Annotated in this window: 11 protein-coding genes and 1 pseudogene; 5 read left to right on the plus strand and 7 right to left on the minus strand. The window is 72.8% G+C overall.

Annotated features, from left to right (window positions below; genetic code table 11):
- Positions 1 to 8 precede the first annotated feature (8 nt).
- From O7612_RS24275 to O7612_RS24300, 6 genes are all read right to left on the minus strand, one after another.
- Positions 9 to 1751 carry a substrate-binding domain-containing protein gene (locus O7612_RS24275; protein WP_282267606.1) on the minus strand — a complete coding sequence of 581 codons (1743 nt, stop codon included), beginning with the start codon at positions 1749 to 1751 and terminating at the stop codon, positions 9 to 11.
- 179 nt (positions 1752 to 1930) lie between these two features.
- Entirely contained in the window at positions 1931 to 2962 is a 1032-nt protein-coding gene (locus tag O7612_RS24280) for a lactonase family protein (RefSeq protein ID WP_282267608.1), read from the minus strand.
- Positions 2963 to 3115: 153 nt separating this feature from the next.
- Positions 3116 to 3718, minus strand: coding sequence for an ATP/GTP-binding protein (locus O7612_RS24285; protein WP_282267609.1), 603 nt, complete (start codon positions 3716 to 3718; stop codon positions 3116 to 3118).
- A complete protein-coding gene (locus tag O7612_RS24290) occupies positions 3699 to 4088 on the minus strand; it encodes a DUF742 domain-containing protein (RefSeq protein WP_282267611.1) in 390 nt (129 codons plus the stop codon). Before O7612_RS24290 ends, O7612_RS24285 begins: the two co-directional genes overlap by 20 nt.
- Positions 4078 to 4500 (minus strand): roadblock/LC7 domain-containing protein, encoded by a 423-nt coding sequence (locus O7612_RS24295; protein ID WP_282267613.1) that lies wholly within the window; start codon positions 4498 to 4500, stop codon positions 4078 to 4080. Before O7612_RS24295 ends, O7612_RS24290 begins: the two co-directional genes overlap by 11 nt.
- Positions 4500 to 6896: a nitrate- and nitrite sensing domain-containing protein gene (locus O7612_RS24300; protein WP_282267614.1), complete on the minus strand. Its 2397-nt coding sequence runs from the start codon at positions 6894 to 6896 to the stop codon at positions 4500 to 4502. The genes O7612_RS24295 and O7612_RS24300 overlap by 1 nt, the downstream gene beginning before the upstream one ends.
- Positions 6897 to 7330: 434 nt before the next feature.
- Between O7612_RS24300 and O7612_RS24305 the strand changes: the two genes are divergently transcribed.
- From O7612_RS24305 to O7612_RS24325, 5 genes and pseudogenes are all read left to right on the plus strand, one after another.
- Positions 7331 to 7924 carry a hypothetical protein gene (locus O7612_RS24305; RefSeq protein ID WP_282267616.1) on the plus strand — a complete coding sequence of 198 codons (594 nt, stop codon included), beginning with the start codon at positions 7331 to 7333 and terminating at the stop codon, positions 7922 to 7924.
- A 325-nt stretch (positions 7925 to 8249) separates the two neighbouring features.
- A pseudogene (locus O7612_RS29500) lies at positions 8250 to 8468 on the plus strand (hypothetical protein); the annotation flags it as partial.
- A 747-nt stretch (positions 8469 to 9215) separates the two neighbouring features.
- Positions 9216 to 10874 (plus strand): sodium:solute symporter family protein, encoded by a 1659-nt coding sequence (locus O7612_RS24315; protein ID WP_282274032.1) that lies wholly within the window; start codon positions 9216 to 9218, stop codon positions 10872 to 10874.
- 32 nt (positions 10875 to 10906) lie between these two features.
- Positions 10907 to 11212 (plus strand): hypothetical protein, encoded by a 306-nt coding sequence (locus tag O7612_RS24320; protein WP_282267620.1) that lies wholly within the window; start codon positions 10907 to 10909, stop codon positions 11210 to 11212.
- A gap of 75 nt (positions 11213 to 11287) precedes the next feature.
- Positions 11288 to 11674 (plus strand): hypothetical protein, encoded by a 387-nt coding sequence (locus O7612_RS24325; protein WP_282267622.1) that lies wholly within the window; start codon positions 11288 to 11290, stop codon positions 11672 to 11674.
- A gap of 359 nt (positions 11675 to 12033) precedes the next feature.
- Here the strand turns inward: O7612_RS24325 and O7612_RS24330 are convergent, their stop codons facing one another.
- Positions 12034 to 13836, minus strand: a complete 1803-nt coding sequence (locus O7612_RS24330; RefSeq protein ID WP_282267625.1) for a glycoside hydrolase family 6 protein — start codon at positions 13834 to 13836, stop codon at positions 12034 to 12036.
- Positions 13837 to 14084: the final 248 nt, after the last annotated feature.

A 14084-nucleotide genomic window follows, 5' to 3' on the forward strand; every position in this document is an offset into this window, starting at 1 on the left:
GCGAGGGCTCAGCGGGGTGCGTTCGGACGCAACGCGATGGCCTTCAGGAAGATGTCACCGATCTTGGACGGGTCCTCGGTGACGAACGCGCCGCCGCCGGTGACGTTGGTGATCGACTGGAGTTCGGTCTTGGAGACCTCGCTACCGATGCCGATGATGACCACCTGCACCGGCCGTTCCGGGTCGTTGAGTTCCTTGAGCCGGCTGACCAGGGTGGACTGGGAGATGCCGTTCTTGTCCTCGTTCTTGCCGTCGGTGAAGAGCACCACCGAGTTCACCCGGCCGGGCTCCCAGCCGTCCCGGACGGTCTTGTAGGCCGCCAGCATGGTGTCGTACAGGCCGGTGTCGCCGCTGGACGGGCGGATTCCGGCGAGCCCCTGCTCCAGCTTGCCCCGGTTGCCGGACAGCGGGTTGATCGGCTCGATCTCCCGCCAGTCCCGCGAGCCGACCAGCTCGGTGGAGAAGGTCCACAGCCCGATCGACCAGGAGTCGTCGAACAGGTTCAGGCCCCGGCTGGCCGCCGCCACGGTCACCTGTTCCCGGCTGGCGTTGTTGGCCGACGGGACGGGGGTCTTCATCGAGCCGGAGACGTCGATGACGCAGAGCATCCGACCGGACTGGGTGGCGATCGACCAGCCGGAGACCGCACGGTCTATGGCCACCGGGTCCAGGCCACCGGCGGCGGTCCCGCCGGACGGGGGCACGGCCGTACCGCCACCGGCCGGGCTCGGTGCGCCCGGCGGGGCCTTGAAGCCGTCGCCCCAGTTGCCGTCCGGGGCGCGCAACGACTGGACGGCCAGCCGGTTCTTGAAGCCCTGCGTGGTGAGCAGTTCGAAGAGCACCTTCGCGGCCGACGACTTGGCCTGGTCGATCCCGGGCAGCACCGCGTACGGGTAGTCCAGCGGCATCGGGGACGGCTCCAGGTAGAGCGCGGCCAGCGGGATCGGCGGCTTGGTGTTGTTGTACGCGATGACGTCTTCCTCGGAGAGCGCGGCGGCACCGAGCGCGCTGGCGATGGACGTCGGGTCGTTGGAGCGCGGGAACCGGGCCAGCAGGTCCTGCCGCAGCGCCGAACGACCGGTGGCCAGCGCCCGCAGGGCGGCCGTGGTGGCCTGCTGGGCGTCGCCACCCCCGCCACTGGCGGCGGCGGTGAGGGAGAGCAGGCCGGAGAGCCCGGCGGCGTCCTGGGTCGGCTCGACGATGCCGGCCCGTATCGGCTTGTCGCTGCGTACGGCCCGCAGCATGTCGTTCCAGGTGAGCTTCTTGTCGGGCCAGCCGAACTTGGTGGTGGCCACCGGCTGCGGCACGGCCACCACGACCGGGCTGCGGGCGATCGAAGCCCCGTTACCCGGGGCGAACGCGGTGGCGCCGCCGCTCTTGAGGCGCAGCAGCCAGGTCGACGAGTCGGGGATCCAGACGTCGGGGGTGACCGCGGTGCCGCTCGCCTGCCCCACCCCGGCGAGGCTGGCCCCGTGCTTGCTGGCCACCGCGGCGGCCACCTCGACCGGCTCGGAGGCGGTGACGTTCACCTTGATGCAGGTGCCACCGACCGCCGCCCCGTCGGCCACCCACTGGGCCGCCGCCCCCTCGACCGCCGGGGCGACCTCGGGCGCGGCGGCCACGCCGAGCTGGATCTCACCGGAACAGGACGGTCCGGCCAACTGCTGGTAACCGATCCAGGATCCGCCGACCACGACGACGAGCGCGGTCGCCGCCGCGGCGGCGCCTGCTCCACGGATACTTGTTCGCATGCGATGGCGGCCAGACACGCTGACCATCTTGCGTATCTCGTTCGCTTTCTGCCATGACCGTTCGGACGAAAGTTACGCAGGAGAAACAGTTGATCACTGTTTTGACACTCTGCGTAGTCGAATCATCTCGTGACGTGGCCCGGTCCATACCGGACAGCCGCACGTCAGACGGCCGTACGTCAGGGCAGTACGCAGGTCGGGCTCGGGACGGGCACCGGCTCGCCCACCGGCGACGGCACGCCCGAGTCGGGGTCGACCCAAAACACCCGGATCATGTCAGCCCGCTCGTCGGCCACATAGAGGTGCCCGTCGGTCAGCGCGAAGTGCCGGGGCCACTCCCCGCCGGTGTCCACCTCGTGGACCAGCCGGGGCAGCTCCCCGTCGAGGGCGAAGACCGCCAGCGTGCCCACCCCCCGGTTGCCCAGGTAGAGGAACCGGCCGTCCGGCCCGACCAGGATCTCCGACGGCTGGACGTGACCGGCCCGCCCGCTCGCGTCCACCCGACCCCGCTGGTGCAGCGTCCCCTCGTCGGTCACCTGGTAGGCGGTCACCGTCGCGTCCAGCTCACCGGCGAGCCAGCAGCGCCGACCGTCCGGGTGTCGGGCCAGGTGACGGGGGCCGGTGCCGGGGATCGTCCGCACCCGGGGGTCACGCGGGACGAGCCGGCCGGTGGCGGCGTCCAGGTCGTACCGGTAGATCGAGTCGGTGCCCAGGTCGACGGCGAGCAGCGGACCACCGCCGGGGTCGGGCGACACCATGTGGCAGTGCGCCTGCTCCTGACGCTCCGGGTCCGGGCCGTGCCCCTGGTGGACCAGCAGGTCGGTGCGCTCCCCGGGCACCCCCCGGGCATCCAGCGGCAGCACGGCGACGCTGCCCCCGCCGTAGTTGGCGACGAACAGGTGCCCGCCGTCGGGGGCGACCGCCAGGTGGGCCGGCTCGGCACCCCCGGTGGACCACACCCCCAGCGGGGTCAGCCCGCCGTCGGCGTCGACGTCGAAGGCGCTGACCTGCCCCTCGGGCAGCTCGTTGACCGCGTACAGCACCGGCCGGGCCGGGTGCCGCACGAGGAAGGACGGCGCCGGGGTCACCGCGACCGTGCCGAGCGGGGTCAGCCGCCCCGACTCCGGATCCCGCCGGGCGGCGACGATGCCCTCCCCGCGTCCACCCGTGTGTGCCGTGTAACCGCCGATGTGGACGATCGTGCCCGTCACCGAACCACCCTCCGTCGATCCGCGCCGTCGACCCCCAGGCTTCCCGGAATCGCCGGCCGTCACCCCTGATTCCCGGATTTCCCCGCCCCACCGGCGGCCGGGCCGCCCGACCCCACCGCACCACAGAGCCGGGCCGGGCCGGGGCCGGGCGGGTCAGCCTACCGGCACCGGTTCGCCACGCTGCCGGGCCACGTGCTCGACCAGCGAGATCAACACCAGTTTGCCGGACTGCCGGTCCCGGGCGTCGCAGAGCACCACCGGCACCTCCGGCTCGATGTCCAGCGCCTGCCGGACCGCCTCGGCGCCGAACCGGCGGGTGTCCTCGAAGCAGTTGACGCCCACCACGAACGGAATGCCCCGCTGCTCGAAGTAGTCGATCGAGGGGAAGCAGTCGGCCAGCCGACGGGTGTCGGCCAGCACCACCGCGCCGAGCGCCCCGAAGGCCAGCTCGTCCCAGAGGAACCAGAACCGGTCCTGCCCCGGGGTGCCGAACAGGTAGACCTGGAGGTCGTCGGTGATGGTGATCCGGCCGAAGTCCATCGCCACCGTGGTGGTCGACTTCCCCTCCACCCCGGAGAGGTCGTCGGTGCCGATCCCGGCGTCGGTCAGCACCTCCTCGGTCTGCAACGGCCGGACCTCGCTGAGCGCACTCACCAGCGTCGTCTTGCCGGCGCCGAAGCCGCCGGCAATGAGGATCTTGAGGGCCAGCGGGAGCCGGCCCGCTGAGGAATCGCGATCAGAGCGCACGTAGTCCACTGACCACCGCCTTGAGGATGTCGTCGTCGGGAAGGCCGGCGGCGGCCGGCGGTTGGTGCACGGTGACCAGCCCACGGGCGATCAGGTCACCGAGGAGGACCTGGACCACCCCGAGGGCGAGGTCCAGGTCGGCGGCGAGGTCCACGACCGCCACCGGCTGCCGGGCGCACTCCACCAGCCGGCGGTGCTCCGGTTGCAGACCCGACTGCCCGTACGGGTCGACACCGGCCGCAGCCAGGACGAAGGCCACCAGGTCGAAGCCACCCACGGCGGGCCGCACCCGGCCGCCGGTGAGCGTGTACGGGCGGACGACCGGGCCGGCTGCGGCGTCCAGCCACTCGTGCTGGGAACCCGGCTGCTCAGCCCGCATCGGCGATCCCCGCCGCGGCCCTGGTCGGCGCGGTCAGGTTCTCGCCGACCCGGACGACCAGCATCGCCATCTCGTACGCCACCAGGCCGATGTCGGCGTCCGCCGCGCAGGCCACCGCCAGACAGGCGCCCTGACCGGCGGCGGTCACGAAGAGGTAGGCCTCCTCCATCTCCACCACGGTCTGCCGGACGCCCCCGGCGGCGAGCTGCCGGCTGGCCCCCTTGGCCAGACTGGAGAAACCCGAGGCCAGCGCACAGAGGTGTTCGGCGTCGGCGCGTTCCAGTCCGGCGGACGCGCCGAGCAACAGGCCGTCGGCGGAGAGGACCACCGCCTGCCGGGCCGCCGGCACCCGGTCCACCAGTTCGTCGAGCAACCAGCCGAGGTCGGCGTTCTGCCGTGTCGTGTGCACCACTAGGCGTCCCTCTCAGTCGCGGTCGAATCGGGCGTCGCCGCCGGGCCGGCAGGCGACGGGGATGCTCCAGCGTCGCCGGAAGGCGACGGGGATGCTCCAGCGTCGCCGGAAGGCGACGGGGATGCTCCGGCACCGCCGGGGCGCCCCGGGCCGTCGCCGACGGCCGGGCCGGGCCGGGCCGTCGACACCGGGTGGACGCCGCTGCTGTCCAGACGTCCCCGGGCGGTGCCGGCCTGGAGGGCCGACATCTGCCGCCGCACCTCCTCGGGCGAGCGGGCGGTGGGCGCGTCGTGCCCCGTCGGGGTACGCGGCCGGGCCGCCGGGCCGCGTCGCCGGACCCGCCGGGGCAGGCTGTCACCGTCGACGGCGGCCTCCACCGACGAGGTACGGGCCGGGGCGAACGGCAGCACGGTCTGCTCCGACCGCTCCGGGACGGTCCGGGGCGGCCGGGGCAGGGTGGTCAACCGGGACACCGACGTCGCCGGTCGGTCCCGGGCCGGCGGGGAGATCTCCGGTTCATCGGTGATCAGGTCGGCCGGGAGGCGCACCAGCGCGGTGAGCCCGACCGGTGTCCCGGCGCGCAGGGTGACCCCGACCTCGTGCCGGGCAGCCAGCCGGGACACCACGAACAGGCCGAGCCGGGCGCTGTCGGCCGGATCGAACTCCGGTGGCGTGGCCAGTCGGCGGTTGGCGTCCTCGACGGCCTGCGGGGCCATCCCGAGCCCGTGGTCGACGATCTCGACCAGGTAGCCGTCGGCCGTCGCCGTCCCGGTCACCTCGACCCGGCGTTCCGGTGGCGAGAACGCGGTGGCGTTCTCGATCAGCTCGGCGAGCAGGTGGATGACGTCGGCGACGGCCCGGCCGAGCAGCCCGGCCGGTTCGACCCGGCCGATGTCCACCCGCTCGTACGCCTCGACCTCGGAGGTGGCACCCCGCAGCACGTCCAGCAGGGCGACCGGCTGTCGCCAGCCCCGCCCCGGCGCGGCCCCGGCCAGGATCACCAGGTCCTCGGCGTGCCGGCGCAGCCGGGTGGCCAGGTGGTCGACCCGGAACAGCTCGGCCAGCTCGTCCGGATCCTCGGCGCGGCGCTCCATCCGGTCGAGCACGGCGAGCTGCCGGTGCACCAGCCCCTGGCTACGCCGGGCGAGGTTGAGGAAGACCTCGTTCAACCCCCGGCGCAGCGTCACCTCGTCGATCGCCGACCGGACCGCCACCCGGCTGACCTCGGTGAACGCCCGACTGACATCGCCGATCTCGTCCGCGCCGTGCGACAGCGGCGGGGCTTCCCGGGCCACGTCGACCCGCTCGCCCCGGCGCAACCGGGTCACCACGTCGGGCAGCCGGTGCTCGGCCAGCTCCAGCGCGGCGCCGCGTACCGCGGTCAACCGGCGGGCCAGCGTCCGGCCGACCCGGAAGGCGACCAGCACCGAGACCACGATCGCCGCCAGCCCCAGCACTCCGGCGACACCGAGCCGGGCCAGGATCGTCACGGCGACCGGCACGGAACGCTCGGCCAGCCGGTCGGCCTGGCTGAGTTCGAAGTCGCGCAGCTCCTGTTGGACGGCCTCCTGACTGGTCTGCCACTCCCGCGCGTCGACCGGCGGGGCGGCGGACGGGCCGGCGGCCAGCACCCGCTCCTGCATGGTGCGCAGCCGGACGAACGCCTCCCCCGCCACCAGCCGCTGGTAGGCGGTCCGGCCGGCCGGCGGCAGATCGGCCACGGCCGTCTCGGCGAGGAACCGCTCGTTGGCGATGGTCCGGACCACCCGCAGGTGCTCGCCCTCGGTGAACCGGCCGGTGACCAGTGCCCCGGCCAGCACCGCGTCGGTCTGGCCGAGCAGCTCGCGGGAACGGCCGATCGCGGTCAGGGCGAGCGCCTGCCGGTTCAGCTCGGCGTCGGGCAGGGCCGCGGTGGCGGCGAACGCCTGGAACGCCGAGGAGATCATGCCGCTGTACAGGCCGATCACGCCGGCCCGGTCGACCTCCCGGCGGTCGATGAAGCCCCGACCGGCCGGCAGCGCCTCCAGGGCGGCCCCGAGCGCGGTGAGCCGGGTGTCGAGCAGGTCGCCGGCCGCGTCCCGGAGCTGCTCGCTGCCCATTCTGCGGCGCAGCTCGACGATCGCCTCGTCAGTGCGTCGCCGTTGCTCGGCGAGGGTGGGCAGGGTGCCGGTGCCGGCCAGTTGGATCACCGAGGCCCGGCGCTCGCGTTGCAGCTCGGCCACCACCCGTTCGCCGGGACGGCCGAAGTCCGCCAGCAGGGTGCGGGCGGCGAGCAGGTCCAGCGCCGGCCCGAAGGTCAGCGTGGTGGCGAAGATCCAGAGCGCCAGCAGGGCGGCCACCGGGGTGACGACCAGGGCGGTCAGCTTGGCGCGGATCGGCCAGTCGCGGGTGTCCATGAATCCTCGCCTGGGCGGGTGTGTCGGCGGTGACGCCGGCACCGGCCGGGCGGGTCCGGCATCGGCGCCGGGCACCGGCGCGGCACCGTGGGCAGAATACGTAATCCTGAGGCTCAGCACTACCGTGCGTCCCCCGACGTCACCGCTGCGTCGTTGGTGCCGCGCTGACCGGTTCGCGGCGGTGGACCGGCGCGGGAACCGGCCACAGCCGGGTTGATCAGGCATCGACGCCGGCCCGTCGGCTCACGCGACGGTCACCGCCCGCCCGGTACGGCGACGGAAAAACCTGCCGGGGATTCGTCACCCGATCGCCCCGGGGACCTACGCCGTGCCCGGTTCGTCATACCTCCGGTGGGCGGACGACGGAGGAAATTCGCCGGATCGGGATTGGTGATCAGTGCGGGGAGGGAATACCGCAGGGCGAAGGAGGAGCCATGTCGCCCACGCAGATAGTCCTACTGGTTCTCGTCGTACTGGTGGTGGCGGCGCTGGTCGCCGTGGCCGTGGTGGCCAGCCGCCGACGCGCCCTGAGGTCCCGGTTCGGCCCGGAGTACGACCGGGTGGTCGCGGAGCAGGACAGCCGCGGCGCCGCCGAACGGGAGTTGCGCGAACGGGAGCGCCGCCACGCGGAGCTGGAACTCACCCCGCTCGACCCGCAGGACCGCGCCCGGTACACCGCCGCCTGGGAGGAACTCCAGGTCCGTTTCGTCGACGACCCGGCCGCGACCGTCACCGACGCCGACGAGCTGGTCAGCCGGCTGATCGCCGATCGTGGCTACCCGACCGGCGAGTTCGCCGAGCAGGCCGCCCACCTCTCCGTGGAGCACGCCCGCACCCTGACCCACTACCGGGACGCGCACGAGATCCGGCTGCGTCACGAGCGCGGCGAGGCCGGCACCGAGGACCTCCGCCAGGCCGTCGTCCACTACCGGGCGCTCTTCGCCGACCTGTTGGGCGAGGAACCGGTCGGGCACCGCCCCACGCAGCAGCCGCGCCCGGACACCCCGCAGGACGCCACCACCCGCTGAGGAGACCACCGCCATGCGCCAGGACGAGCAGCAGCTCAACAACGACCACCCGGAGGTCGTCCGGTCCACTCCGGTGGCGGTGCCGCCCCCGGACGCCGGGGACGCCACCACCGGCCGGCACGGCCGGGACCGGCACGCCGGGACGCCCGAGGACGCGCTCGACGACCGGGGCACCTTCGACGGGCCGGGGGCCGCCGACGACCCGGACGGCACCCGCCCGTACCCGCTGGACCACGCCGACCGGGACGACGCGGACACCCGGGACCGGACGAGCGACCGGGACACCGTGGCCGACCGGGATGCACTGGTCGACCGGGACACCGTGGCCGACCGCGACGGTGACCGGCGGCCGGAGTTCCACGAGCCGGCCCCGCTGCCGACCGCCTTCGGGGCGACCAGCGTGGGCGACGCGGTCGCCGCGTCGGCCCTGGCCGGCGGACCGCAGGACGAGCGGGACGCCCGGGACGAGCACACCGCGCTGCCCGGCGACGGTGCCCCGGGGCGGACCGAACCGTTCGACGACGAGCGGGCCGACCCCACCGCGGCGGACCGGATCCACGACGGGAACCGGTGGACGGCCGGCGGCAGCGCCCCGGAGGCGCTCGACCGGGACACCACCGACCGGAACCCCGTCGGCGGTGCCGCCGACGGGGTGGCGACGGCCTCCGACGGCACGGCCGCAGCGGTGGGCGCGACGGGGACCGACGGCCGCACGGCCGACACGGTGGTCGCGAAGGAAACCGACGGACGCACGGCCGACACGGTGGTCGCGACGGGGACCGACGGCGGCACGGCGGGTGCGGTGGTCGCGGCGGAGGCCGGCGGACCCGGCACCGGGAACGTACCCAGCGACGCCGCCACCCTGTTCGAGGCGGACACCGCCCAGGGCTTCCGGGACCGGTGGCGCGACGTCCAGCTCCGGTTCGTCGACGACCCCCGGGCCGCGGCCGGCGAGGCGCAGTCGCTCGTCGAGGAGGCGATCCGGTCCCTCTCGGAGGCGCTCGCCGCGCAGAAGGAGCGGCTGGGTGGCTGGCAGGGCGCCGGTGAGGCCGACACCGAGCAGCTCCGGGTGGCGGTCCGCCAGTACCGCGACTTCCTGGACCGGGTGTTGGGCCGCTGACCCGGGCCGGACCCGACGACACCGACACGCGACGCCCCGGCCGGAGCCACTCCCGGCCGGGGCGTCGTCGGATCGACGTCGAGTCGACCCGGACGGACGGCATGAAAGCCCGCACGAAGGGTAATAGCGCGCCCGGTGAGTGCCGACGACGCGGCGGAAGGGTGGCGGGCGATGGACGGTGCCGGGCTCAGACTCGACATGAACGCGCTGGACTACGGGATCCTCGCGCTCTACTTCGTCACCGTGCTGGGCGTCGGTTTCGCCGCCCGCCGGGCGATCCGCACCAGCGTCGACTTCTTCCTCTCCGGGCGGTCGCTGCCCGCCTGGGTGACCGGCCTGGCCTTCGTCTCGGCCAACCTGGGCGCCCTGGAGATCATCGGGATGGCCGCCAACGGCGCGCAGTACGGCATCATGACGGTCCACTACTACTGGATCGGCGCCGTGCCGGCGATGATCTTCCTGGGCATCGTGATGATGCCGTTCTACTACGGCTCCCGGGTCCGCAGCGTCCCGGAGTACCTACGGCTACGGTTCAACCGCCCGACCCACCTGCTGAACGCGATCAGCTTCGCGGTGGCCCAGGTGCTGATCGCCGGGGTCAACCTGTACGCGCTGGCGCTGATCATGCAGGCGCTGCTCGGTTGGCCGCTCTGGCTGGCGATCGTCGTCGGCGCGGCGATCGTGCTGGCCTACATCACCGTCGGCGGGCTCTCCGGCGCGATCTACAACGAGGTGCTCCAGTTCTTCGTCATCATCGCCGGCCTGGTGCCGATCACCGTCATCGGCCTGGTCAAGGTGGGTGGCTGGTCCGGCCTGATGGAGTCGGTCCGCGACTCCAAGCTGGGCGAGGCCGGGCTGCACGCCTGGGAGGGCACCGGCAGCACCGCGAACCCGCTCGGCGCACACTGGCTGGGCATCGTGTTCGGGCTCGGTTTCGTGCTCTCCTTCGGCTACTGGACCACCAACTTCGCCGAGGTGCAGCGGGCGCTGTCGGCCAAGAACATGAGCGCCGCCCGGCGTACGCCGATCATCGCCGCGTACCCGAAGCTGGTCATCCCGGTGGTCACCGTGATCCCCGGTCTGATCGCGCTGGTCACCGTCAAGGGGCTGGGCGCCGACTCCGGTGACCTGGTCTACAACAACGCGATCCCGCTGTTGATGCGCGACCTGCTGCCCAACGGGGTGCTCGGAATCGCGGTCACCGGCCTGGTCGCCTCGTTCATGGCCGGCATGGCCGCCAACATCAGCGGCTTCAACACCGTCTTCACGTACGACATCTGGCAGGCGTACGTCCGCAAGGACCGGTCCGACGAGTACTACATCCGGATCGGCCGGATCGCGACCGTCGCCGGCGTGGTGGTCGGCATCGGCACCGCGTTCATCGCGGCCGGGTTCAGCAACATCATGAACTACATCCAGGCGCTCTTCTCGCTGTTCAACGCCCCGCTCTTCGCGACGTTCATCATCGGCATGTTCTGGAAGCGGATGAGCGCGCTGGCCGGCTTCTGGTCGCTGCTGGCGGGCACCCTGGCCGCGCTGGCGACCTACCTGCTCTACAAGGCCGGCGTGGTGCACTTCAACTCCGACCTGGAGGAGAGTTTCTGGGGGGCGGGCATCGCGTTCGTCACGGTCGCCGTGGTGGCCGCGGTGGTCACCCCGCTGACCCGCCCCAAGCGCTCCGAGGAGCTGACGGGCCTGGTCTACGGCATGGGTGGGATCGACCTGAAGGGCGACGTGCTCGCCGGTGACCAGGTCTGGTGGCGGTCGCCGGTGCTGCTCGGCGCGATCGCGCTGGTCCTGGCCGTGCTCTTCTACATCCCGGTCTTCTGAGCCCGGTCCGTCACGAGAGGGAGGCGCAGGACATGGACCAGCACAGCGAGCGGGCGGACGACCCGCGGATCGCCGAGACCGAGGACGAGCGGAAGCGGTCCGCCGCCGCCCGGCTGTTCGACATCCGCCGGGTCATCGGTGGTCTCTTCGTCGCGTACGGGGTGATCGTCGGGCTGGTCGGCCTCTTCGACTCCGCCGCCGAGATCGACAAGGCGCAGGGCGTCCGGATCAACCTGTGGGCCGGGCTGGCGATGCTGGTCTTCGGACTGCTCATGCTGGCCTGGCAGTGGCTGCGTCCGGTGGTGCCGCCCACCACCGAGGAGGCCCGCGAGGTCTGATCCGCGCCCGGCATGGGGTCGCCCGGACGGGGTACCCGGGGCGCGGGAAGGCGTCTGGGACAGGAGGGCGGCACCATGACCGATCGTGACCCGAACCGACCGTTGGAGGAGCGCCCGGAGGTGGCCGCCGCGGTGGACGACGACTCCACCGTGCCGCGGATGACCCGTGCCGAGGGCGTCGACCCGGCGAACCCGTCGTTCGTCGAGCCGGGCGGCCGGACGTCGGCGGTCGACGCCCCGACCGGGGACCTGATCGGTGACCCGTACGCCGCCGGCACCGGGGCGACCGGGACCGGCACCGGGGCCGGCGGGGACGACATCCGCACCGGGGCCGAACAGCCCTGGGAACCGGAGGACCTGGTGATGGCACGCGGCCAGGACCTGACGCCGGCGAACCTGGAACGGGCCCGCCGTGACCTGGCCGAACTGGGCCGGGCCGCGGTGGAGCGGACGGTGCCCTGACCCTGCGGATTCGGGCTCCGCTGCGGCGCTGCCGCGCCGGGGCTCATTCGGCTCCGCTGCGGGCTTCGCGCCGGGCGGATCCGGCTCCGCTGCGGGCGTCGGGCCGGGCGGATCCGGCTCCGCTGCGGGCGTCGGGCCGGGCGGATCCGGCTCCGCTGCGGGCGTCGCGCCGAGCGAATCCGGCTTCGCTGCGGGCTTCGCGCCGGGTCCGTGCCACGGCGTGGCCCGCGCGCCATCCGTCACCCCACGGGGACGCCGGTACCACGGGTGGGCCCCCGGTCCGACCTCTCGGTCGGACCGGGGGCCCGGGTGCGCCCTACCGCGTCAGTGCCTCACTCCAGCCGCGGCGGGCAGGTTCGTCAGAGCGCCGGGTAGGCGTTCTTCATGAGCTCCTGGAACTGAGCGGAGAACCAGGCGCCGGAGATCGGCGCGTTGGGCAGGGCACCGCTCATGCTGTTGCCGTTACGGGCGTTACCGGTGTAGGTCGGGTCGCACATCCGGTCGAAGCCCTTGCCCTCGTTGTTCGGGATGAGGGAGCTGGAGCCGTCGGACTCACCCGGGGGCTTCACCCAGACGTAGGCGTCGATGCCCGGCTCGGGGTTGGCCTTCGGCCGCTCGCCGAGACCCGCGCCGGCCTGGTTGCACCAGTTGCCGGCGTGGAAGCGACGGTCGACGCGGCCACCGTTGACGTAGGTGTCGACGCTGGTCGTCGCGCCCGGACCGGTGGGCCGGGCGGTGCCGCCCCAGCCGTTACGGGAGGTGTCGATCAGCATGCCGATGTTGCTGTTGAAGCCGACCGAGACCAGCTTGTCGCGGAACGCCTGGGCGAACGACAGCTCGTCGACGTAGTAGTTCCAGTCGATCCACTTGGACTGGCGGACGGTCTGGCCGTTCACCGAGTCGGTGATCTTGATGTACGGCTCCTTCAGGGCGGAGTAGTTCGCCGTGTTGGTGATGAAGCCGTGCACGTAGTTCACGTTGCTGCCGGAGGCGACCGCGGCGGTCTTCAGGATGTCGGCGGTCGGGCCGAAGTTGGTGTCCCAGCCCAGCCAGCCGTGGTGACCGGCGTCGATGTAGTTGTAGACGTTGCCGATCGGACCCAGCTTGGACAGGGCGTAGCCGACGCCGTTGACGTACGCGCCGTTGGCCTTCACCACGTCACACTGCACGGTGCCACCGGCGTTGCCGGAGGTGTTGGTGACCAGGTTCGGCAGCGAGTCGATCTCGATGATGTTGATGATCCGCAGGCTGGCGTACTTGGCCTGGCTCTGGATCGCGGCGATCGGGTCGATGTACTCCGCCTTGTAGCGCGGCAGTTCGTCGGCGGCCAGCTCACCGTTGGAGGCGAGCGCCGAGCAGTCCCGGCCGGGCAGGTTGTAGATCACGAACTGGATGTAGCCGGCACCCTGGGCGAGGGCGGCGTCCAGGTGGTCCTTGACGCCCATCGCGCCGTTGGAGCTGCTGTCCGGGGTGCCGTTGATCGCGGCGATCCGGTCCAGCCAGACGGCGGTCGGGTTGTTGGAGACCCGGCTGCCACCGGCCTCGGCGTCCGCCTTGGCCTTCCACTCCGGGTTCACGTAGCCCTTGACCCCGGCGTAGGGGTTGTCCACCTTCTGCCCCGGCGGAGGCGTGGTGGGCGGAGGCGTGGTCGGCGGAGGCGTCGTGGGCGGCGGGGTGGTGGGCGGCGGCGTGGTCGTCGGCGGAGGCGTGGTGGGCGGCGGCGTGGTGGGCGTGACGCCACCGCAGACCACCCCGTTCAGGGTGAACGAGGTCGGCTTGGGGTTGCTGCCGCTCCACGAGCCGTTGAAGCCGAGGGTGGTGCTGCCGCCGCGACCCAGCGAGCCGTTGTAGGACTCGTTGGTGGCGGTCACGTTCTGGCCGCTCTGCGACCACTTGGCCGACCAGCCCTGGGTCACCCGCTGGCTGCTGTTGGGGAAGGTGAAGCCGAGGGTCCAGTTGCTGATCGGGTCACCCACGTTGCGGATGGTGACGTTCGCGGTGAAGCCGCCGGACCAGTCGTTGGTGGTGTAGTCGATGCTGCACTGGGTGGCGGCCTGCGCCGCGGTGACCGGGATGGTCACCAGCCCGCCCGCGACCAGCACGCTCGCCCCGGTGAGGGCGAACGCCCGGCGTCGGGCGGACATACTTCTCCACAGATTCATGCCTTTTGCACTCCTTGGGCGAGACCGGCACCGCGAGGGGACCGGCAAGTGGCGCGTGAGCGTCCTGGGGTACGGACGACCCCGGCGCCAACGGGACATCTCGGGGGGGTGCCCGACCCCGGAGGGCGGGCGTGGTGGTGGCGAGCTGCACCGGCCCCGTGGGACCGGTCGGCGGCGACGTCGTCCGGTGCACCGGTTGCCCTCGACCTCTGCCGTGCGCGGTGTGGCTCCCCGAACCGCGTGTAGGG

Source organism: Micromonospora sp. WMMD987 (assembly GCF_029581435.1).
GTDB classification, from domain to species: domain Bacteria; phylum Actinomycetota; class Actinomycetes; order Mycobacteriales; family Micromonosporaceae; genus Micromonospora; species Micromonospora rifamycinica.